22 protein-coding genes and 1 pseudogene are annotated in these 19,570 nt (G+C 50.6%); 16 read left to right on the top strand and 7 right to left on the bottom strand.

Going from position 1 to position 19,570, the window contains the following annotated elements:
- Positions 1-423: 423 nt before the first annotated feature.
- The 7 genes and pseudogenes from C2M35_RS04135 (at position 424) to C2M35_RS04105 (ending at position 7,260) form a co-directional block, all read left to right on the top strand.
- Positions 424-657: a hypothetical protein gene (locus C2M35_RS04135; RefSeq protein ID WP_105264670.1), complete on the top strand. Its 234-nt coding sequence runs from the start codon at positions 424-426 to the stop codon at positions 655-657.
- A complete protein-coding gene (locus C2M35_RS04130; protein ID WP_105264669.1) occupies positions 650-1,735 on the top strand; it encodes an AI-2E family transporter in 1,086 nt (361 codons plus the stop codon). The genes C2M35_RS04135 and C2M35_RS04130 overlap by 8 nt, the downstream gene beginning before the upstream one ends.
- 131 nt (positions 1,736-1,866) lie before the next feature.
- On the top strand, positions 1,867-4,110 hold the full coding sequence (locus C2M35_RS04125) for an aminotransferase class V-fold PLP-dependent enzyme (protein WP_105264678.1): 2,244 nt from the start codon (positions 1,867-1,869) through the stop codon (positions 4,108-4,110).
- A 30-nt stretch (positions 4,111-4,140) separates the two neighbouring features.
- Entirely contained in the window at positions 4,141-4,635 is a 495-nt protein-coding gene (locus tag C2M35_RS04120; protein WP_105201541.1) for a GNAT family N-acetyltransferase, read from the top strand.
- Positions 4,636-4,750: 115 nt separating this feature from the next.
- Positions 4,751-6,100 carry an AlkA N-terminal domain-containing protein gene (locus tag C2M35_RS04115; protein WP_105264668.1) on the top strand — a complete coding sequence of 450 codons (1,350 nt, stop codon included), beginning with the start codon at positions 4,751-4,753 and terminating at the stop codon, positions 6,098-6,100.
- Positions 6,097-6,594 carry a methylated-DNA--[protein]-cysteine S-methyltransferase gene (locus C2M35_RS04110; protein ID WP_105264667.1) on the top strand — a complete coding sequence of 166 codons (498 nt, stop codon included), beginning with the start codon at positions 6,097-6,099 and terminating at the stop codon, positions 6,592-6,594. Before C2M35_RS04115 ends, C2M35_RS04110 begins: the two co-directional genes overlap by 4 nt.
- A gap of 79 nt (positions 6,595-6,673) precedes the next feature.
- Positions 6,674-7,260, top strand: a pseudogene (locus C2M35_RS04105) (thymidine kinase).
- 3 nt (positions 7,261-7,263) lie between these two features.
- Here the strand turns inward: C2M35_RS04105 and rlmF are convergent.
- Positions 7,264-8,187: a 23S rRNA (adenine(1618)-N(6))-methyltransferase RlmF gene (gene rlmF / locus C2M35_RS04100; RefSeq protein WP_233998012.1), complete on the bottom strand. Its 924-nt coding sequence runs from the start codon at positions 8,185-8,187 to the stop codon at positions 7,264-7,266.
- A 249-nt stretch (positions 8,188-8,436) separates the two neighbouring features.
- On the opposite strand from rlmF, the gene C2M35_RS04095 reads away from it, so the two are divergent.
- Positions 8,437-8,700: a hypothetical protein gene (locus tag C2M35_RS04095; protein ID WP_105201536.1), complete on the top strand. Its 264-nt coding sequence runs from the start codon at positions 8,437-8,439 to the stop codon at positions 8,698-8,700.
- A gap of 189 nt (positions 8,701-8,889) precedes the next feature.
- Here C2M35_RS04095 and C2M35_RS15635 read toward each other — a convergent pair whose 3' ends face one another.
- Positions 8,890-9,252, bottom strand: a complete 363-nt coding sequence (locus C2M35_RS15635) for a hypothetical protein (RefSeq protein ID WP_158677910.1) — start codon at positions 9,250-9,252, stop codon at positions 8,890-8,892.
- Between the two features lie 149 nt (positions 9,253-9,401).
- Here C2M35_RS15635 and C2M35_RS04085 point away from each other — a divergent pair, with 149 nt between their 5' ends.
- Both C2M35_RS04085 and C2M35_RS04080 read left to right on the top strand, forming a co-directional pair.
- Positions 9,402-10,313, top strand: coding sequence for an alpha/beta fold hydrolase (locus C2M35_RS04085; protein WP_105264666.1), 912 nt, complete (start codon positions 9,402-9,404; stop codon positions 10,311-10,313).
- Between the two features lie 138 nt (positions 10,314-10,451).
- Complete coding sequence (locus C2M35_RS04080; protein ID WP_105214303.1) at positions 10,452-10,841, top strand: hypothetical protein; 390 nt, start codon at positions 10,452-10,454, stop codon at positions 10,839-10,841.
- Positions 10,842-10,869: 28 nt separating this feature from the next.
- Here the strand turns inward: C2M35_RS04080 and thpR are convergent, their stop codons facing one another.
- Entirely contained in the window at positions 10,870-11,403 is a 534-nt protein-coding gene (gene thpR / locus C2M35_RS04075) for an RNA 2',3'-cyclic phosphodiesterase (RefSeq protein ID WP_105264665.1), read from the bottom strand.
- Between the two features lie 71 nt (positions 11,404-11,474).
- Here thpR and C2M35_RS04070 point away from each other — a divergent pair, with 71 nt between their 5' ends.
- A complete protein-coding gene (locus C2M35_RS04070) occupies positions 11,475-12,845 on the top strand; it encodes a leucyl aminopeptidase family protein (protein WP_105264664.1) in 1,371 nt (456 codons plus the stop codon).
- 51 nt (positions 12,846-12,896) lie between these two features.
- Here the strand turns inward: C2M35_RS04070 and C2M35_RS04065 are convergent, their stop codons facing one another.
- Both C2M35_RS04065 and C2M35_RS04060 read right to left on the bottom strand, forming a co-directional pair.
- Complete coding sequence (locus C2M35_RS04065; RefSeq protein ID WP_105264663.1) at positions 12,897-13,295, bottom strand: STAS/SEC14 domain-containing protein; 399 nt, start codon at positions 13,293-13,295, stop codon at positions 12,897-12,899.
- A 142-nt stretch (positions 13,296-13,437) separates the two neighbouring features.
- Positions 13,438-14,505, bottom strand: a complete 1,068-nt coding sequence (locus C2M35_RS04060) for a ketoacyl-ACP synthase III (RefSeq protein WP_105201521.1) — start codon at positions 14,503-14,505, stop codon at positions 13,438-13,440.
- A gap of 387 nt (positions 14,506-14,892) precedes the next feature.
- Between C2M35_RS04060 and C2M35_RS04055 the strand changes: the two genes are divergently transcribed.
- From C2M35_RS04055 to C2M35_RS04035, 5 genes are all read left to right on the top strand, one after another.
- On the top strand, positions 14,893-15,297 hold the full coding sequence (locus C2M35_RS04055; RefSeq protein WP_234000017.1) for a nuclear transport factor 2 family protein: 405 nt from the start codon (positions 14,893-14,895) through the stop codon (positions 15,295-15,297).
- Between the two features lie 117 nt (positions 15,298-15,414).
- On the top strand, positions 15,415-15,819 hold the full coding sequence (locus C2M35_RS04050) for a DUF1761 domain-containing protein (RefSeq protein WP_105201690.1): 405 nt from the start codon (positions 15,415-15,417) through the stop codon (positions 15,817-15,819).
- 133 nt (positions 15,820-15,952) lie between these two features.
- Positions 15,953-16,996, top strand: coding sequence for a DUF2804 domain-containing protein (locus C2M35_RS04045; protein WP_105264661.1), 1,044 nt, complete (start codon positions 15,953-15,955; stop codon positions 16,994-16,996).
- 93 nt (positions 16,997-17,089) lie between these two features.
- Positions 17,090-17,341, top strand: a complete 252-nt coding sequence (locus tag C2M35_RS04040; protein WP_105201518.1) for a hypothetical protein — start codon at positions 17,090-17,092, stop codon at positions 17,339-17,341.
- Between the two features lie 144 nt (positions 17,342-17,485).
- Positions 17,486-17,755, top strand: coding sequence for a CBU_0592 family membrane protein (locus tag C2M35_RS04035; RefSeq protein ID WP_105264660.1), 270 nt, complete (start codon positions 17,486-17,488; stop codon positions 17,753-17,755).
- 66 nt (positions 17,756-17,821) lie between these two features.
- Here C2M35_RS04035 and C2M35_RS04030 read toward each other — a convergent pair whose 3' ends face one another.
- Complete coding sequence (locus tag C2M35_RS04030; RefSeq protein ID WP_105201516.1) at positions 17,822-18,442, bottom strand: hypothetical protein; 621 nt, start codon at positions 18,440-18,442, stop codon at positions 17,822-17,824.
- A 182-nt stretch (positions 18,443-18,624) separates the two neighbouring features.
- Complete coding sequence (locus C2M35_RS04025) at positions 18,625-19,344, bottom strand: PP2C family protein-serine/threonine phosphatase (RefSeq protein ID WP_105264659.1); 720 nt, start codon at positions 19,342-19,344, stop codon at positions 18,625-18,627.
- Positions 19,345-19,570: the final 226 nt, after the last annotated feature.

Raw genomic sequence — 19,570 nt, 5'->3', positions numbered from 1 at the left:
CGCCTTGTTTTCACATCATTTATCCAGCGCTATATCTGATCACATACTTAACAGAATTGGTATAAGCAATCTGAAGCTTATAAGTGGCGTATAATTAATTGGTCTAGCCATTGTTGTTTAGTGCTTCAGACCCTGCGCATGCGACGAACGTTCACTTTCAAGGGCAATAAAGTCCCGCTAGTATGCACTTTCCTAAGTACATGGAAGATGAATGAGCCGCGCCTATTCGCCTTTGTGTATTTGACCATACTAATCTTAGGATAAACGAATGTGGCGATGCTTTTAAGTGTTTTTACGGTATTATGCCTTACGCGCCAAGGCCCTAGCTAAGGTTTGCACATAAGCAAACGTCTTATACAAGGCCCGCTAGATGCAAAGAATATTTAAAAAGTATGTGGTTTAATGGGATTACCGCCAGAAGCTATGAAAAATTCGGATCTACGCTGTTATCACTGTCCTGAGCTGTTTGTTCGTTTTAAACTGGCGTTAATGGCGGCGCAGGCCGAGCAGCAGGATATCGCCTTTATGCTTAAGGGCGACGATCTACAAGGTATCAGTGATATTAAGCGTTATTTAACCAAACAAAAGCTAGCATTCACTGTCACAACAACGGCAGAACAATTAATAATAACCGTGGAGAGAGAAACTCGTGTTTGAATTTGTGCGCTCGTGGTACCAAAGAAAATTTTCCGATCCTCACTCGGTGACCCTGCTTTTACTCTTGCTCTGCACTTTTGCCGTGCTCTATTTCTTCGGCGCGCTATTAATGCCTGTGCTGGTTGCCGTGGTGATCGCCTATTTATTGGATTGGCCCGTGGTGCGCTTGCAGCGCTTAGGTCTGTCACGGACTTTGGCCACCATGCTTGTGGTCAGCTTATTCTGCTCCCTAGTGGTAGGCACCTTGTTCGGCTTTGGCCCGATCCTGTGGCAACAAACCAGTAATTTACTGCAAGAAGCGCCCACCATGTTGGAGCAGGGAAAACATTATCTTATGCATTTACCTGTCGATTATCCTACCTTGATCACCCCGGAGCAGGTGCGCACCCTAGTTGCCAGTGTCGAAAGCAAGGCGATGGAGTTCGGCCAGGTGCTGGTGTCGGTGTCCCTTACTTCGCTTAAAGATGTGGTGGCTTGGTTGATCTATCTGGTGCTGGTACCGCTGCTGGTGTTCTTTATGCTCAAAGATAAAACTCAGCTAGTGCACAGTGTGAGCGCTTTATTGCCGGCGCAGCGCCGCCTGATCCAACAGGTATGGCTGGAAATGAACCAGCAGATTATGAACTATATTCGTGGCAAGGTGTTTGAAATCCTGATTGTCGGCGGTGTGTCCTTTGTGGTTTTCACCATATTTGATTTACGTTATGCCGCCTTATTAGGGGTGTTGGTTGGACTCTCCGTGTTGATCCCCTTTATCGGCGCTGCTCTGGTGACTATACCCGTTGCCGCCGTAGCCTTGTTCCAGTTCGGTGTCAGCAGTGAGTTTTGGTCTGTGCTGGTGGCCTACGGCATTATTCAGGCGCTCGACGGCAACGTCTTGGTGCCGCTGCTGTTTTCCGAAGCGGTGGATTTAAACCCGGTATTTATTATCACAGCGGTGCTGTTCTTTGGTGGCTTATGGGGCTTTTGGGGCGTATTCTTTGCTATACCCTTGGCTTCTTTAGTGCGCGCCTTGGCGAATGCCTGGTCATCGACCTTGGAAGACGCCAACGCCAGTGCCAAACAGGCCCAGGAGTAGTGCCCACTTTATTCGGCTGGTTAGATGAAAAGCTGATAAAAGTTAGCGCCATGCAAACAAATTGGTATTAATAGCGCTGGGGCACTTGTGTACAATGGTTATAACTTATAGCTAATTGGAATATGGTGCCCATGACCCAGCGTTTTTTCACTCAGACTAGCCAAGATCTCGTTTATCTCGATGCCAATGCGACCACTCCTGTGTTGCCGCGCATTGCCGATGTTGTCTCTCACACCATGCAGGTGTGTTTTGGTAATCCGTCTAGTTCGCATATCACCGGGGTACAGGCCAAGTATCTGTTGGAACAAACGCGTGCCAAGGCGCGTCAGGTTATAGGCGCCGAGCAGGGCGACATTCTCTTTACCTCGGGCGCCACCGAAGGTATCCAAACCGCCGTAGTTTCTACACTTTTAGCCAATCGACATAAGGCCACCGAGCACAGCGTATTGCTCTACGGTGCCACCGAGCACAAGGCGGTGCCCAACACTCTTAAACACTGGAACCAGGTGCTGGGCTTGGGGGCCAAGGTAATGGCCATTCCTGTGGATGAAGCGGGCTTGCTGGACTTGGACTTTATCGCCCAACATGTGGGTAAGGCGCTGATGATCTGCACCATGGCGGTGAATAATGAAACCGGCGTGTACCAGGATTTAGCCAAACTGGAGCAGGTGATCCGCGCTAATAACGACCATGTTAGCTGGATGGTGGACTGTGTGCAGGCTTTGGGTAAGCAAGACCTGGCGCTCAGCGATACCAGCATAGACTATGCACCTTTCTCTGGTCACAAGCTCTACGCCCCTAAGGGCATAGGCTTCTTATATATTCGTGAAAATAGTCCATACACTCCTTTTATCGCCGGTGGCGGTCAAGAAAGTGGCATGCGCTCGGGTACGGAAAACCTGCCCGGTATTGCCGGCCTGTATGAGCTGTTCGATATGTTGCTCGATAAATCACAAGACGTATTCAAGCCGGTTGCGACTTTGCACTTGTACCGCCAGCAATTGATCCATGCCCTGGAGCAAACTTTTGGTGATATCAGCTTTAATGCTCCCCTTGAAGGCACAGTGCCGACAACTTTGAACTTCTGCGTAAACAGCCTGACCTCAAAAGAAGTCATGGACCTGTTTGATGCTGCCGGTATTCGTGTCAGCGGTGGCTCTGCCTGTAGCTCGGGTGCCTCGCGCAGCTTTGTTTTAGATGCCATGGGGGCCAATGACTGGCAAAGTGAAAATGCCATTCGTATGTCTTTTGGCCCGGCCGCCACAGAGCAGGAAATTGCCCTAGCGTGTGAACGCATTTGCGCCTTGAAACCCGTGTTGGCGAATAACTGCTTAATCGTCTCAGATGCCACTCAGCCCGAGCATGAAGTATGTGCCCTGGGCCTTACTCAGCTGCGCCACCAAGGCAGTTGTTGTTGGTTGTATGTGGGCATTAATAACGAGGCCGTGATCATCGACCCGGTTGTCGAGCTGGTACCGCGTATCGCCCGCCTGGTTACACAGCAGCAGCTGCATGTCAAAGCCGTACTGGAAACCCATAAGCATCAGGATAAAGACTCGGCGCGCACTCTGTTGTCCGAGCGTCTTGGTCTGACGCCGGTGCAAGATCCCCTGGGCTGGCCCGAAGGCAACGCCATCAGCCTTGGCGAGCAGCGCCTGACTCGTGTGTCTACTCCTGGCCACAGCGCCGACAGTCACAGCTATTTGCTCTATCAAGGCGATAAGGTTACTGCCTGCTTCTGCGGCGACCTCTATATTTTTAGCGGCTTGGGCAGCACTCAATTTGCCGATGCCGACACAGAACAAATGCTGGACTCTATCCACACCCTGGCGACTAAGTTGGCTGCGGATACCGTGCTGTGTCCGGCTCATGACTACGAGCAGTGTTTTGCCTTGAGTTGGCAGGCGCAGGTTCAGGCCACGCCTTTGTTACAACAGGTCTTGCAAGAGCAGATAAACAAGGCGCAATTCGCCGAGCAAAAATGCGCTTTGGATCAGGAGTTGAGCACAGAAAGCGGTGCCCTTTGTGGTTTTAGCCATCAGCCTAAGCATGCCAACGCCCAGCAACTGAGCAGTGCCGAAGTACAGCAGATGCTTGCCAGTGAGGAGTTTGAAACCGTGCTTTGGGATGTTCGCGAACCTTATGAGCATGGTGCCAAAGACATACGCTCGCTATTTAGTGTGCATGACGATCAACTGCTCAATGTGCCGCTAAGTCGCATGGCCAATGCCTTATTTGCCCAGCAGTTGAAGCCGGATACGCGTTATATCCTGGTCTGTCGTACTGGTAACCGCTCGGGGCAGGCGATCAAGAACTTGCAGTCTTTGGGCTATCATCAGGTCTACAACTTGCAAGGTGGCTTAGCATTAGTATGATGGTGGTTTAGTTTGTAAACAGGAACCACCATGAGCCAGGTATATATTCGCGATGCGGTGATCAATGATGTGCCTTTGATCTATCAGTTTATTAAGGCATTGGCGGTGTACGAGCGAGAGCCCGACGCCGTTGCCGCCACCGAGCTAGATATAGAGCGCACCTTGTTTGACGAGGGGGCGACCGCGCACAGCGTTATCTGCTTTGAAAGCGATGCCCCCGACGCCGAAGCCATAGGCTTTGCGGTGTATTTTTATAATTATTCAACCTGGCTTGGCCGCAATGGCCTGTATCTTGAGGACTTGTTTGTCAGCGAAGACAAACGTGGCCGCGGTGCCGGCAAGGCACTGATGAAGTACCTGGCGCAGCGTGCCATCAGCAAAAATTGTGGTCGCTTTGAGTGGGTGGTATTGGACTGGAATCAGCCAGCCATCGATTTCTATCACAGCATAGGTGCCGAGGCGCAAGCGCAGTGGCAAATCTACCGGCTTAGCGGCGACAAGCTGCTGCAATTTGCTGAGCAATAATCCTTCAAATTGCTCGCGCGGCACGCATTTTTACCATTGAGTGCAAAATCCGGCTAGTCCTGCACCGCCAATGGGGTAAGCTAAGCATATAAATCACCCTTACTGGAACCTTGTTATGTTCACCGCCGATGTCTGCCAAAAAGCCCGCTTAAGCCGTGATAAGCGCTTTGACGGCTTGTTTTATGTGGCGGTGCGCAGTACGGGCATTTATTGTCGGCCTATTTGTCCGGCGCCAGCCGCCAAAGAGCAGAATGTCGAGTATTTTGAGCATGCCCATTTAGCGGCGCAGGCGGGATTTCGCCCCTGTTTACGGTGCCGCCCAGATGCCAGCCCAGGCAGCTATCCCTGGCTGGGGGCGCAAACCACGGCGCTCAGGGCAAAACGCTTAATCGATCAGGGTCATTGGTCAAATGGCGGAGCCGAGGCACTGAGTGCTCGCCTTGGCGTGTCATCCAGCTACCTAAATCAATTGTTCAAAAAGCATTATGGCATCGCTCCGGGGCAATATGCGCTGTTTAGCCAATGTCAGTTTGCTAAACAGCTGTTGCAGCAAACCCAGTTGCCGATCACTGAGATTGCGTTTGCCGCCGGCTTTAATAGCGTGCGCCGTTTTAACGATGCCTTTAAGAAGCTGATGCAGCTGACGCCGAGTGCCATTCGCACCAAGGCTCAATTGGGTGCTGGCTCTATCAGCCTGTTTCTCAGTTTTCGCCCCCCTTATGACTGGAAGGCCATGCAGGCGTTTTTAAATAAACGGCTAGTCGCGCCTATGGAATGGATAACTGCCGAAAGTTATGGCCGCGTCTTCACCTATCAGGGCGCAAAGGGCGAATTTACCGCTCATTATCAGGACAAGAAGCAGGGCTTTAGGGTCGAGATCAGCCTAGATAACTGGCACTGCCTGCAAGGAGTAGTGGCTAATATTCGCAGAGTGCTGGACCTGGATGCCGATACTCAGGTGATCAATGGCCAGCTGCAAAGCGCGGTGGGTGAGCAGTTCGCACTGACTCCAGGGCTGCGCCTGCCGGGTATGTGGGATCCTTTTGAGGCCGGTATTCGTGCTGTGCTGGGGCAACAAGTGAGCGTTGGCGCGGCGCGCACGCTTACCACTGTTTTAGTGAAGGAGCTGGGCGAGCAGGGGCGTTATTTTCCCACCGCCAAGCAATTGGCGGCAAGCGAGTTGGCCTTTTTTAAGATGCCGGGGCGGCGTAGAGAAGCGTTGCGTGATTTAAGCGCCTATGTAGCCGAGCATGGCAGTGCCGATTTGGATGCCTGGTTGGCTATTAAGGGCATAGGCCCCTGGACGGTCAATTACGCTAAAATGCGCGGCAGCAGCGACCCGGATATTTATCTCGGCGGCGACTTGGGTGTACAAAAGGCGCTGGCCGGGTTCAGCGGCATTGATATTGAGCGCGCCGCACCGTTTCGCTCATACCTGACTTTTCAACTATGGCAACAATTATGACCTTATATCAAGAATGTATCGATACGCCCCTAGGCGAGCTGGTGATCCAAGCCAGTGACACAGGCCTGTGTTATGTGGGTTTTGACCTTGAACGCAAGGTAGATGCGACTGCAAGTGCGGCTGCAAGTGCGGCTGCAAGTGCCAATGCCATCACGGCGCAGGCAAAAAGCCAGTTAGCAGAATATTTCCAGGGAGTTCGTTCCCAGTTTGCTCTCCCCCTGGATACCAAGGGTACCGAGTTTCAGCGCAGGATCTGGCAGGCCTTAGGCAGCATAGGCTATGGTGAAACCGGCAGTTATAGCGATATAGCCCGTTTGGTGGATAATCCCAAGGCGGTGCGCGCCGTGGGTGCGGCCAATGGTCGTAACCCCATCAGCATTATTGTGCCTTGTCACCGGGTGATTGGGGCTAACGGTACTTTGACCGGCTATGCCGGTGGGCTGGAACGCAAGCGCTGGCTACTGGCCTTCGAGCAAGGCCACATTAGCAAGTAATGGTCTGGGATGAGTTTGCCTTGGCCTTGATAGGGGCCTTAGTGTAAGCTTGGCGCGCGAAGTTTTTAGAAGAATTACCATGGCTCAACTGTATTTTTACTATTCGGCAATGAATGCCGGCAAGTCCACCACCTTATTGCAATCGGCATTTAATTACCGCGAGCGCGGCATGCGTCCCATGATCATGACCGCGGCCATCGATGACCGTGCCGGGGTTGGCAAGGTGGCCTCGCGCATCGGTTTGCAGGCCGATGCCTTTGTCTTTGATGGCAATAGCAATGTGTATGATCTAATTGCCTCGCAACACCAGGAAGAGGCCCTGCATTGTGTGCTGGTGGATGAGAGCCAGTTTTTGTCCAAGGCGCAGGTATGGCAACTGACCGAGGTGGTCGATCAGCTTAATATTCCCGTCTTGTGCTATGGTTTGCGCAGTGATTTTTAGGCGAGTTGTTTGTCGGCTCTCAGTATTTACTGGCTTGGGCCGATAAGCTGGTGGAGCTAAAAACCGTGTGCCACTGTGGCCGTAAGGCCAACCATGTGTTGCGTTATGATCACCATGGCGATGTGGTCGCCAGTGGCGATCAGGTGCAGATAGGCGGTAATGAGCGCTATGTGTCCGTGTGCCGTAAACACTATAAAGAAGCGCTCAATCAAGATGAAGCCTAAGGCTTAGCCTAATAGCCGAGCCAGTTGCGCTCGGCGCTCGTCAGCCTCCATAAAGGTCCAGGCAATAAAGCGGCTGCTTTTTTGCCCTTGTGCCATGGCCACCACTTCAATTTGCACGGCACCCAGTTTGCGTAAGGTGCTCTTCAATGGGCGCTCATTTTCCTTTTTCGATACCAGGCTGGTAAACCAGATCACCTGCTCGGCAAAGTGTTGGCTCTCCAACGCCATATTACGCACAAAGGCCAGCTCACCACCTTGGCACCAAAGCTCATTGGCGCGGCCACCAAAGTTCAGGGTATTACTCTGTTGTCCCTTTAAATTTCGCCATTTACGCTGGGAACCGGCCTGGGCACTTTGTTCACTGTCATGAAATGGCGGGTTGCACAGGGTTGCCACTATTGTGTCTTGCGCCTTGATAATGTCGGCGAAATACTGAGTCGGCTGCTTTTGCTGCACCACCTTGATTGGCAACGCATTTAACTGTGCCAGCTGTTTTGCTAACTTAACCGAATGCACATCTATATCACTCGCTAAAAACTGCCAATTAAACAGCTTGTTACCTAGGATGGGGTAGATAAGCGAGGCACCTGTGCCGACATCCATCACCCGCACCTTAGGCTGTTTTAGGCTGTGCTCAGTATCCTGGCTTATCAAATCATAAAGATGGTGCAAGTAGTCGGCGCGCCCGGGCACAGGGGGGCATAAAAAACCCTCGGGCAAATCCCAAATGGCCACATCGTAGTGATGTTTCAGCAAGGCCTGATTGAGCGTTTTCAATGCCTTGGCATCGCTAAAGTCGATACTGGCTTGCCCGTCGGGGCGCTTAATCACATAGGCTTGTAGGCTCGGTAAGCTGCTGCACAGGGCGTCGAAGTCATAGCCGTTTCGATGGTGGTTTTGTGGATGCAAGGGCGGGATCTCTATCACGTGAATATGGGCATAGTATAAGGGATCGGCCGGCTGGAATGTAGCGCCGAGTTAAGACCTAAGCCGGCCAAGCCATTTGGGCCGCGTGCAGACCTTATTTACAGCTTAGAAAATAAGTGTAAATATGTGGGTTATTAAGTAGTTAACCTGCCATTGTGGGGGCGGGTAAATATTCTTAAGTTGCATAAAGCATTAAGCCAACAAGCTAAATGCTTGCAGCCATTAACAATACCAGTATTAGGGAAAATTATGACTGATAATAGGGAAGCACAACGCAGTGAAATCAATAAAAAAATGCTTCAGGCACAGCTAATCGGCGCGCCGGGCTCGATTTTATTTGGTTTAGGTTTGTATGGCGTCTTCGCCGTCAATGGCGATGCATTTATCTCGTTTCTAAATGAAATTGAAAACAGCTATGCCCTAATAGGCGTAGGTGGTGCGATTATGGCCTGGCAGTTTATCACCGTGATCAGGCTGACGCTAAAGCGCGCAAAACTCGGTCTACAGGATTGATTTAACAGATTTAGGTGATTATGGCTGCTTGTTTTTAGGGCCATAATGCCGAGAGTCTAGCTTTATACTAAGAGCTTAACTCTGGGATGAAGCTAGCCTTCAGTACCGTGTGCAATACTGAAGGCTAAAAGGGAGATTAGTTACACTCGCCTTTGCGACGTTCGTCTCGTCGCACTATTTAAGTCTTTCTTAGTTGTTCTCTTTAGCCTTTTCTTTGGCTTTCTTTTCCTTGGCTTTCATTTTTTCTTTCGCATCTTTTTTGTGCTCGTGGGCTTTGCCCTCGGCCGCTTCGTGCTTTTCTTCAGCTACTTCTTTTTTAGCTTCAACGATTTCTTTTTTGGCTTCGGCTTTTTCTTTGGCCATTTCACGCTTCTCTTGGGCGTGCTCTTGAGCATTTAGGTGCTTAAGTTCAGCGTGCTCATTCATTTCTTTAACTTGTGCTTTTTGCTCTTTTACTTCTTTTTCTTTTTTATCTTGAGCACTGGCTTCAACGCTTACACCTAGAGAAACAGCTAGCATTAAAGCAACACTTAGTGGACGTAATGAGTTCATAATTTTTACTCTTGAGTTGTTAATTTCCTGTAAAGGCTATCACACTAGCCTAAACTGAAACTGAACAAGAAATTCGGATATATTTTAACAGCTTGTTGCCGATTATTATCACTGGTACGATGAGATGAAGTAACTAAACGGGCCGAATTATGACCGATCTTCAGCAGCATTCGCTTTTTGTAGACCTTAATGCCGCGCAGCAATTACATCTTCGTTATATCGCCAAGGCCGATGCCACGGGTCCGGCGGTGTTTTTTATGCATGGCGCCGTTGAAAACGGCAAAATTTTCTATACCCACAGTAATAAGGGGCTGGCGCCCTTTTTAGCGCGTTTAGGTTATCGTTGCTATGTGGCCGATTTGGCTGGAAGAGGTGAGAGTAAACCGGCCATAGCCCGAGGTGCCGCCTATGGTCAAACCGAGGCCATCTGCGCCGAAATCCCCGCTTTTATTGATAAGATTATCGCTCATAGCGGCGAGTTCCCCCGTTTTTGGGTTGCGCATTCCTGGGGTGGGGTGCTCTTTAACAGCGCTTTTGCCCGCTTCCCTGAATATATAGACAAGGTAAGTGCCTGTGCCTATTTTGGCTCAAAGCGCTCGCTCTACAATCGCCATCTGGGGAAATTTATTAAGGGTAATTTAATCTGGTATTGGCTGGCACCTAAGTATGCGCAAAAGCACGGTTATCTGCCTGCGCGTCAGCTTAAGTGGGGCAGCGACAATGAAACCATTAAGTCGCACTATCAGAGTATGCAGTGGGCCAAGGTGTTGCCCTGGGTCGACAGTGACGATGGCTTTGACTATGGTGTAGCGCTGCGCGATAAGAGTTTACCGCCGATTTTGCATATTGCCGGGGTTAAGGATAAATCCCTGGCTCAGCCCATAGATATTCAGAAGTTTATGCAGGAGTCCGGGGTTGGGCTGCAGGAGCTAAAAATCTATGGCCGCAGCCATGGTCATCACCATGATTATGGTCATATCGATATGCTTACTCATCCACAGGCAGTGCGCGATCAGTTCCTGGATGTGCAGGCCTGGTTTGCACGGCACGGCGAAATTTAATTTGTTTCGCTAAGCAATCCATGGCGCCTGTGTTGGCCGATACAAGCCGTCCTCATCCAGCTGGTGCAGAAGTCGGGCGCTAGTGAAATGCGTCTAAGTATGTGACAATGCGCAATCAGATCCCTAATTCAAGACAGTATGCGAATCTATCGTTCGTTCCATCGCGCTCCATTGCGGGTGCTTATGATTTCGCGGCGCCGACAAAAACTGAAACTCCGCCGCGCCATGGTGACGCTTAAGTGGGCGCTTGCCCAAGAGCGGCAAGAAACAAGGGAAATGCTCGATATATATAAGCGCTACACCAAGGGACAGGCGTCTAAACAAGACTTACAGGTAGCCAATAAACAGTTTATTGATATCCTTAAAGGCCTCGGCCTTGGGGTATTTGCCGTGCTGCCGTTTGCACCCATTACCATTCCTTTGGTGGTCAAAATTGCTCATATGGTGGGGGTCGATATCCTGCCCAGCTCCTTTAGTAACCCCAAACCACCCAAAACCAAAGTGTTGGATAAGCCAAAAGACGATTAGTTCTGGGCTCTAGCGGCCTGTAGCGACGCTAACGACAGGCGAATTCGGCGATGGGGCGATACACTAGCCCCTGCTCGTCCCGAGTCGAGTGATACAGGGTGAAATGATCAATATCCAGCTGCAATGGTGGCATGGGGCGCTCGACCTTAGGGGGCGTTTTAAGGTTACGTGCCAGGGTAACATGAGGGCGATAACGGCTATGTTGATCGTGGATCTGATGTTGCCCGGCCAAGGCTCGTAGCCTTGCGACTAAGGTCAGCAAGTGTGGATCGGGAGTGCTTGGACGCAGATGGAATAAGCCATTGTGCGGCCAATAATCATGCTCATCCAAGGTCAGAGAAAAACGCGGCACTCGCAGATTGTGGGCGCCATCAATTAACTGCTGCGCCTGCTCTTGCTCAACCTGACCGAGAAACATCAGGGTTAAATGCCAGTTACGGCATTGGGTTGGCGCCTTGATTAAGGTGGCATGGTGGCTTAACCACTGCTTGATATGTTGCTTCTGCTTGGCGCTCAGCCCCAAGGCAAAAAACAGTCGACGTGCTTGCTCGCAAGGTCCCATGGTTTGGCTATATCATTTACTTTTTTAACTTGATATCCTGCCTATTATCAGTAATAAAAAGTGAGTCCGCAATGAATTTACTCATCAATAAACCTCGTCTCGATACCGCCTTAATTCCACTTTTCATTTTTGACCAACAAGGTTGTGAGGCTTGGTGTGCAGAGCAAGATGATTTTACCCGTACCTGGGTAGCTCGCTCACTGCAACAGCAACCCGGCTTATGTGTGCTGCCGAATCCTGAAACTGGCGAGCCGCAAAGCGCTATTTTGGTGACTTCAGATGTCGCTGATATGTGGGCGGCCGGTGATATTATCGGTAAATTGCCCAAGGGTGATTATCAATTACAAAATGCCGCTAATGAGCGCGATATTTCCCTGGGCTTTGTGCTTGGTGGCTATCAGTTCAGCGGCTACAAGCAAATTCAGCTGCCACAGGCGCGTTTGCTTATTGAAGATGCTGCCTTATACCAGGAACTAGTGGCATTAATGGAGTCGACCCAGGTGGTACGTGACCTGGTTAACACCCCTGCTGCGGATATGATGCCGCAGCACTTAAGTGAAGTGATGAACGACATGGCTCAGCGCTTTGGCGGTGAGTTTAGCGAGTGGGTGGGTGATGAGCTGCTAGAGCAAAATTACCCCACCATTCATCTTGTTGGCCGTGCCAGTGAAAACAAGCCGCGGTTGTTGGATTTACGCTGGGGCAAATCGGATGCGCCTAAAGTAACCCTGGTTGGTAAGGGTGTGTGTTTTGACTCCGGTGGTCTGGATCTAAAACCCGCCGCCGGTATGCGTTTGATGAAAAAGGATATGGGTGGTGCCGCCCATGTAATTGGCCTGGCGAATCTGATTATGGCCATGGAGTTGAATATTCAACTGCGGGTCCTGGTACCTGCGGTGGAAAATGCGGTATCACGCAATGCGTTTCGCCCGGGCGATGTGGTGAAAACACGCAAGGGTCTGACCGTGGAAATCGATAACACGGATGCCGAAGGTCGTTTAGTCTTGTGTGATGCCTTAGATGAAGCACAGCAGGAAAACCCGGAGATGATCATCGACTTCGCTACTCTGACCGGCGCCATGCGCATTGCCTTGGGTACCGAGCTGCCGGGCTTTTTCAGTAATGATGACAAGCTGGCCGAGGCCCTGACTCAAGCCGGTGAACATAGCCAAGATCCTGTATGGCGCATGCCATTATTCGCCCAGTACAAGAATATGATGAAAAGCGATGTGGCAGATTTAACCAACTGTGCACCGGGCCCTTTCGCGGGTGCTATTACCGCAGCCCTGTATCTGCAGGAATTTATCGACGCCAAAACCCCTTGGGTCCACTTTGATGTGATGGCCTGGAACCTACGTGCGTTGCCCGGTCGCCCGGTAGGCGGTGAAGCTTTCGGTATTCGCGCCGTATACACCATGCTGGCAGATAAATACGGGCGTTAACGCGTTTTCACCCCATCATATAAATCACGAGCCGCAATTGCGGCTCGTTTTTTATTCTCCGTCGGACTTGGTATCAGGCTCATTGAGCCAGGCCCTGGCGGCATCAGCATCGGCAAAATACTTGACCTCACCGCTGGTAAACCAATTGGCGATGCGTGCCGCATAATCCTGCCAGTCGTGGCGGCCGTAAAAGGCGATACGGCGAAATTGGTGTCGGTGGGCAATGCCGAGCTTAAAGTCATCCCACAGAGCGCGGGCGCTGAATCCTTCCAGCTCGCTGGCATCGATAAACACATCAACGATGCGCTCATCCAGCCCCTTTAGGGCGTCATCAAACATAGGAGTGATCACTTCATAGTCGTGATGATCTAACTTGCCGACTATCACCATGGAAATGTAAAAGCGCGCTTTGGTGCGCTCTATGCCTATATGTAAACCATGACGTTTCATTTGCTGGCCCTTTTGGTGTGTTTAGGTGTTTATTTAACATAGCAAAAGGGTGGCGAGAACGCCGATGATGTAGCGCAATAAAACAGCAAAAAGAAACAAGGCCGCATAGGCGGCCTTGAATTGAAAGGAAGTTTACCGTTTTTTATTTCTGACACGCAGCAACGGCGTCGGCGATAAGCTCCAGGCCGGTTTGCGGGCAAGGTGGTAACTCGGCGCTGCTTTCACGCACAGGAGTTACTCTTTGACCCCACTTTATATAACTTGCGGCCCAGGTTAAACCTGCTCCAAAGGCCGCCGACATAATGTTGGCACCCGGTTTTATCATGCCGCGCTCTACCGCTTCACACAGGGCGATGGCTATGGTGGCCGCCGAGGTGTTGCCATACTCATCGATATTGACCATCACCTTGTCGTCTTCGACCTTAAGGCGTTGCTGAATGGCCTGGATAATGCGCAGGTTCGCCTGATGGGGTACCAGTACATCGATATCATCCAGGCTTAATTGTGCCTGGTTCAGTACGTCATCACAGGCGCCGCTCATGCCTTTAACCGCACGCTTAAAGATTTCCGGGCCGACAAAATGCAGCTCCGAGCCACCGATGGCTTCGTACTTATTGATGTTGGAACCAAAATTTTCAATGTGCAGGATGCTGCGATCCGAGCTGTCGCAGCCAGATTTGCTGGCCAATAACCCCAGTGCTTGCTCGCTTGCCTCAAGTACCACGGCACCAGCACCATCACCAAATAGCACGGCGCTGTCGCGGCGGGCCCAGTTGATATACCAGCTCATACGTTCAGCAGCGACAACCACGGCGCGCTTGATCATTCCCGCCTGAATTTGTGCAGTGGCCATTTGCAGTGCGTATAAAAAGCCAGAGCACGCGGCATTACTGTCACACGCGGCTGCACCTGTGGCACCGAGGCGTTGTTGTACCTCGGAGGCGGTGTTGGCGACGACAGTGCTGGGTGTACAGGTGGCGACCAATACCAGGTCTAAATCCTTGGCATCCAGGCCGGCACAATCTAGGGCGCGCTGCGCCGCAACTGTGGCCAGCTCGGCGGTGCTGACATGGCTAACGTGACGGGCTTTAATGCCAGTGCGTGAGCTGATCCACTCGTCGGATGTATCTACGACTGTGGCTATATCCTGATTGCTAATTCGCGCCGGTGGAACACACTTGCCCCAGCCGGTGATCTCTGCGTAATGCATATAAAAATCCTGTGTCATTGCATCGGCGACCGCCTAATTCAACTGGCCCGACGTCTTTAGTATGTTGCTGCTTTATACCAAAATGAACCTGCTTGGTCGAGCCTTACCTATGTCTTGCAAAGAAGTATGCTTTATTCTCTGTATGCTGCGTATGACAGTTACTGAAAGTGCAAGCCAGTGTTGAAGTAAATCAGTCAGTCTTTTTATAGCACCTAATAGCACCTAAGGTATTGAATATGGTACATGAAGTTGGCAAATTGGCCGCTTGGCTACTACGCTGATGTAATCTCTTTAGATAAATCGCAGCTGAACGATACCGGTCAGTTAATTTCGGCCAGTTAACGCCGGTTCGTTTGATGATGCACGCAGGAAAATTTATACGCCATTATGAACAAGATTAAAGCGCAGTTATTTGAGCAACTTATCGAGCTTGAACGCTCCTTGATGCGTGAAGACGTGCGTGCCGATGCGGCGCGTCTCAATGCCTTGATTGACGATGACTTTATTGAGGTGTCCTCGGACGGAAAACGTTTTAATAAGACCAATGTGCTGGAGCGTCTGCCCAAGGAGCAGTCGAAAAGCCGCAAGCCGCTTTTTCATAATCAGGATTTTATTGGTCGTATGCTCAGCGATACCGTGGTGCAGCTCTATTATCGCAGTGCCTTGCGACGTATTAAGGGCGGTCAGTGGCATTTTTCCTCGCGTATGTCCTTGTGGCGTTTGGATGCGGAGCAACACTGGCGGGTGGTTTATCACCAAAGTACCCCCTGCGAGGCCTTCACCCTAGAATAATGGCTCTTGCTTAATTTCGATTCGGCAAGATAATCTCGCAGTCCCGCTCTGGAGCACAATTTTGCCGCTATGGGGATCGCAGGCTACGCTTAAGCAAACACTGTCGTGAGCTTGATTATGAATTTTGCAGAGTTTAACTTTTTTGCGGTGCTGTTGGCGGCCTTAGCCACCTTTATCCTTGGCGGGCTATGGTATTCGCCGCTCATGTTTAAATCCGCCTGGCTCGATGGTTGTGGCCTAACCGATGTGGACTTGGCTCAGGCTTCCATGGGCAAGGTGTTCTCCCTGGCTTTTATCCTCTCCTTGGTCGCGGCCTTTGTGTTTGCGTTATTTTTAGGCCCAAAACCCGATCTCGGCTTTGCCGTTGGTGCCGGTTTTGCCGCCGGTTTATGCTGGGTGGCAACCTCTTTTGGCATTAGTTATTTATTCGAGCAAAGACCGCTTAAACTGTTTTTGGTCAACGGCGGTTATCATACTCTGCAATTTACCCTGATTGGCCTGATCCTCGGGTTATGGCACTAGCCTGATCGGGCGCTGCAGATTGTGCCCGAGCATATTGAGGTTTTAACTTGGCTCTCAAGGGGTTAGAGTTAATACTCCAGTGCCGCCCCCACAGGATTCAGCCAAGGCGGTGCAAAAATAAGAAAAATAAAGGATGAAGATGGATATTCTTCCCATAGCCCTAGGCACTGAAACAGGCCTTGATACCCTGGTGAGCGAGTCGGGCAAAGTGCACTTTGGTCACCTCAATGGCCCGATTCAATCCTTTGGACTCGAGCACTTTAACTACACCAATGCCATGGATAAGCCCGCCGGGCGATTGGCAAAGCATTTTCACTTTAAGCAGTTTCAGTTTGTCTCTGTGATCACTCCCAGATTTTTAATTGGCGTGGCCATTGCCGATATTCGTTATGCCGCCTCTGGCTTTTGCTATCTCTATGATATTGAAGCCAATAAGCTGGTGGAAACGAGCTGGCTTAAGCCCCTGTCATTGGGCTGCACCATGGCCCCTTCGCCTTGGGGGGGATGCTCCAGCTTGGGTGGTGCGGGAGGCAAGATAAGCATGGAGATCAACGCCGGCGTGTGGCAGTTGCGTATTGCTACCAAGCAAATTAGTGCCGAACTGACCTTAGCGCCATGGTCCGCCAGCCTGCCTATGGCTATGTGTAACCCCACCGGCTACAGCGGCTGGACCTACACCCAGAAACACAACGCCTTGGGGGTGCAGGGCTCGCTGGTAATCAATCAAGAAGCTCAAGATTTGGAGCATGCCCTCGCGGGGTATGATTTTTCCGCCGGCTTTATGCGCCGGGAAACCAGCTGGCGCTGGGCCAGTATTAATGGCCGTATTGGTGGGTCATTGTTCGGCCTCAACCTGGCCGCCGGAGTCAATGAGACAGGTTATAACGAAAATGTGTTTTGGCGCGATGGTGAGCGCCATCTGCTTGGCCCGGTGCATTTTGATTTTACTCGCCGTGCCTGTGAGCAGGACTGGCAGATAAGCTCTCAAGATGGCAAGGTCTCGCTGACCTTCAGCCCCTTAAACAAGCGTCAGGAGCGCCTGAATCTGGGGCTGTTAAAGAGCAACTTTCGCCAGTATATCGGCCATTTCAATGGCCAGATTGAAGATGCCAAAGGTCGGCTGCATCGCCTCGATAATGTCCTTGGCTTAACTGAAGATCATTATGCTTTATGGTAAGGGCTTCATTGCTCCCGAGCGTTTGATGGCGCGCCAATGGCTCATCGCGCCGTTAAAATGTTAAGCTAACTCCTCATCAATAATGGGGGAAGCATGGCCAAGCCGAATAAAAAGGGGCCGGTTCGCACCGTGGATATCTTTTGCAGTAAATGTCGCACTCAACTGTATAAGTATCGAAAAGGTGGCAAGGGGGCGTTGGTAAAATGTTTTATTGAGCGTATCAGCGAAGACTACACCGAGGAGGTGGCAACCTGCCCGGGGTGTCAGCAGGTGTTTGCCCGACAAACCCTGATCCGCGGCACGCCGGCATTAAAAATGATCGGCCAAAAGGTGTATATGAAATAATACCAATTCCAACGCGGTTAGCATGGTATTTAGCCCGCTAGAATGATTAGCTATTTAAGTGAGTTGGTATCAGCAGGGCATTTGTCCTTAGGTGTCCAGCCTGGCCTTGGTAGGCTGAAGAGGTTTGTTTTGTGGAGCTAGGTAATGGACCTATTATTTGATGTTATTGGCATGAGCGGCACCTTTTTAGTGGTGGGCGCGTTTTTCTTATTACAGCTAGAGAAGTTACTTGCCTCGGGTCTGGGCTATAACCTGATGAACCTAAGCGGTGCCATCTTGTTGTTAGTAAGCCTCTGTTACAATTTCAACCTTGCCAGTTTTGTTATCGAGATATTCTGGATAGCCGCCTCTCTTATCGGTATTTATAAGCATGTGATGGCCCGTCGCGAGCTAAAATCGCTACCGGCTTCTTAAATAACCTGAATAACACAAAAAAGCGGGCTAATTAGCCCGCTGTGTTTTGGCGCATAAGAGTGAAAATTAGCGTGGCAGGTTTTTGCTCACTTTTTTGTTTTTATTCATAACGCCACTGTAATAGCCGTGCAGAGCATCGCTAAGTTGCTTTTCGCAGCGCTTGAGCTGTTCGCCCTGGGTGATCACCTGCATGCTCAGTTTTACTTTTTCTTCGCGAATGCTGTTGATGTCCTGGCTCTGCCCTTGCAAACGTCGTTGCAGCTCTTCTACCTGTTGTGTTGATGATTTAAGCAGTTCATGCAGCTCCTTGTTGCGCTCCTGAAGATCGCGGCAATGATGCTTCATTACATGCCCGCTGGTATTGGCTTCTTCTAACTTTTGCTCCAGATCGGCCAGCTCTATCTGCACATCGCGTTTGGCCTGGATCTGCACCTGCTGCATCTGTTCGGCCATTTTATCCATATGGGCCAAGGCTTTTTTATTGAGCTCGTCTGCCTGATTGATTTGTGCCAGTAGCGGTGCTTGCGCTTCTTGCAAGTGTCTTATCTGTCGCTCTTTTTCTAGCAACAATTGTTTATACAGGTGCACCTGCTCTTGCACCGAGGGCTCCCCGGAGGATTTGTTAATGTGAGTGACATTGGGCTGCATAGCCGCCTCCATATGAGGATGTAAGTCAGAGTGCGCCATGATCTATCCTTGTTTACGTGATAATTTGGATTGGTTAAATTTTAACAAGGATAATGAGCGCAACTTATTGATCTAAATCAGTATGGCATGGCTATTGATGGTGCAGTTGTACCGAACTTTGATCTAGCGCAAGGGCTGGGGCAAAAATCGCCGTCGCTGGTAAGGAAAAAGGTTGGCAGGTTTTACTCGCCCTGCTTAACGAGTATACAGGTGACGTTGTCGCCGGCGCCGTGAGAGAGCGCCGAGTGCATCAAGGCCTTGCCGGCACTGTGTATATTAGTGGCGTTTAGTGACACTTCTATTTCAAAGTCGGATAGCTTGTCCGTTAAGCCGTCACTGCATAATAAAAAGATATCCTGCTTGTGCCTTTTACCATGCATCACTTCTACCTGAACTTGGCGTTTGACGCCTAGGGCCCGCACTACCTCATGTTGCAGCGGGTGGCTGGCCACTTGCGCCGAGGTGATCACTCCGGTATCAAGCAACAGGTTGATCCGGCTATGATCCCGGGTCTGTTGCTCCAGTTGATTGTTTCTAAATAGGTAACCTCGGCTGTCGCCGACCCAGATAAAATAGAAATCAGGGCCATCCAGGACCAGGGCGACCGCAGTTGAACCCATGGTTTTTCCCTGCATATACAGCTGTGAGTAGTCGAAAACTTGTCTATTGGCGTCTTCAAAAGCGCTGACTAGGGTGAGATAGAGTGGAATGTTGTGAGGGCGCTTAAGCAGCTGCTGTTTGACGACTTCAATCACCTGCGCACTGGCGTATTCGCCCCCGCTGTGCGCACCCATACCATCGGCAACCACCCAGACTCCTTGCTCGGGAAGTGCCAATAAGGCGTCTTCATTTTTGCTGCGAATAACGCCGCGATGGCTTTGTGCAAAGCTGTTCAGTTGCATGCCCTTGTCCACTGAGGTGGTATTGTGAGCATCTTCGCCATATACCGAGCACAGCGGAGAAAAATATAAGAGCGAGCGTCCATTAATCTTGTTTATTCCCTTGGGTTAGTCAATGAAAACACAGTAGGTGGTAACTCACACCTTGCCTCGTATATAAATCCTTATGGGCTCAATATTAGCTGGATACTCCAGGGAATGCCGCCGCTAGCCGGGCTTTGCTGTTGAA

It is taken from the genome of Pseudoalteromonas sp. T1lg76, assembly GCF_002964725.1.
In the GTDB taxonomy this organism is placed as follows: Bacteria; Pseudomonadota; Gammaproteobacteria; order Enterobacterales; family Alteromonadaceae; genus Pseudoalteromonas.
This window is presented reverse-complemented; position numbering and strand designations above follow the sequence as displayed.

What these genes read in the sequence shown, in the direction of transcription:
- C2M35_RS04055 (WP_234000017.1), top strand. Translation starts at nt 14,893, where the DNA reads ATGAACAAGATTAAAGCGCAGTTATTTGAGCAACTTATCGAGCTTGAA.
- C2M35_RS04085 (WP_105264666.1), top strand. Translation starts at nt 9,402, where the DNA reads ATGACCGATCTTCAGCAGCATTCGCTTTTTGTAGACCTTAATGCCGCG.
- C2M35_RS04135 (WP_105264670.1), top strand. Translation starts at nt 424, where the DNA reads ATGAAAAATTCGGATCTACGCTGTTATCACTGTCCTGAGCTGTTTGTT.
- C2M35_RS04040 (WP_105201518.1), top strand. Translation starts at nt 17,090, where the DNA reads ATGGCCAAGCCGAATAAAAAGGGGCCGGTTCGCACCGTGGATATCTTT.
- C2M35_RS04080 (WP_105214303.1), top strand. Translation starts at nt 10,452, where the DNA reads ATGCGAATCTATCGTTCGTTCCATCGCGCTCCATTGCGGGTGCTTATG.
- C2M35_RS15635 (WP_158677910.1), bottom strand. Translation starts at nt 9,252, where the DNA reads ATGAACTCATTACGTCCACTAAGTGTTGCTTTAATGCTAGCTGTTTCT.
- C2M35_RS04110 (WP_105264667.1), top strand. Translation starts at nt 6,097, where the DNA reads ATGACCTTATATCAAGAATGTATCGATACGCCCCTAGGCGAGCTGGTG.
- C2M35_RS04095 (WP_105201536.1), top strand. Translation starts at nt 8,437, where the DNA reads ATGACTGATAATAGGGAAGCACAACGCAGTGAAATCAATAAAAAAATG.
- C2M35_RS04125 (WP_105264678.1), top strand. Translation starts at nt 1,867, where the DNA reads ATGACCCAGCGTTTTTTCACTCAGACTAGCCAAGATCTCGTTTATCTC.
- C2M35_RS04070 (WP_105264664.1), top strand. Translation starts at nt 11,475, where the DNA reads ATGAATTTACTCATCAATAAACCTCGTCTCGATACCGCCTTAATTCCA.
- C2M35_RS04065 (WP_105264663.1), bottom strand. Translation starts at nt 13,295, where the DNA reads ATGAAACGTCATGGTTTACATATAGGCATAGAGCGCACCAAAGCGCGC.
- C2M35_RS04035 (WP_105264660.1), top strand. Translation starts at nt 17,486, where the DNA reads ATGGACCTATTATTTGATGTTATTGGCATGAGCGGCACCTTTTTAGTG.
- C2M35_RS04025 (WP_105264659.1), bottom strand. Translation starts at nt 19,344, where the DNA reads ATGCAACTGAACAGCTTTGCACAAAGCCATCGCGGCGTTATTCGCAGC.
- C2M35_RS04060 (WP_105201521.1), bottom strand. Translation starts at nt 14,505, where the DNA reads ATGCATTACGCAGAGATCACCGGCTGGGGCAAGTGTGTTCCACCGGCG.
- C2M35_RS04120 (WP_105201541.1), top strand. Translation starts at nt 4,141, where the DNA reads ATGAGCCAGGTATATATTCGCGATGCGGTGATCAATGATGTGCCTTTG.
- thpR (WP_105264665.1), bottom strand. Translation starts at nt 11,403, where the DNA reads ATGGGACCTTGCGAGCAAGCACGTCGACTGTTTTTTGCCTTGGGGCTG.
- C2M35_RS04045 (WP_105264661.1), top strand. Translation starts at nt 15,953, where the DNA reads ATGAAGATGGATATTCTTCCCATAGCCCTAGGCACTGAAACAGGCCTT.
- C2M35_RS04030 (WP_105201516.1), bottom strand. Translation starts at nt 18,442, where the DNA reads ATGGCGCACTCTGACTTACATCCTCATATGGAGGCGGCTATGCAGCCC.
- C2M35_RS04115 (WP_105264668.1), top strand. Translation starts at nt 4,751, where the DNA reads ATGTTCACCGCCGATGTCTGCCAAAAAGCCCGCTTAAGCCGTGATAAG.
- C2M35_RS04050 (WP_105201690.1), top strand. Translation starts at nt 15,415, where the DNA reads ATGAATTTTGCAGAGTTTAACTTTTTTGCGGTGCTGTTGGCGGCCTTA.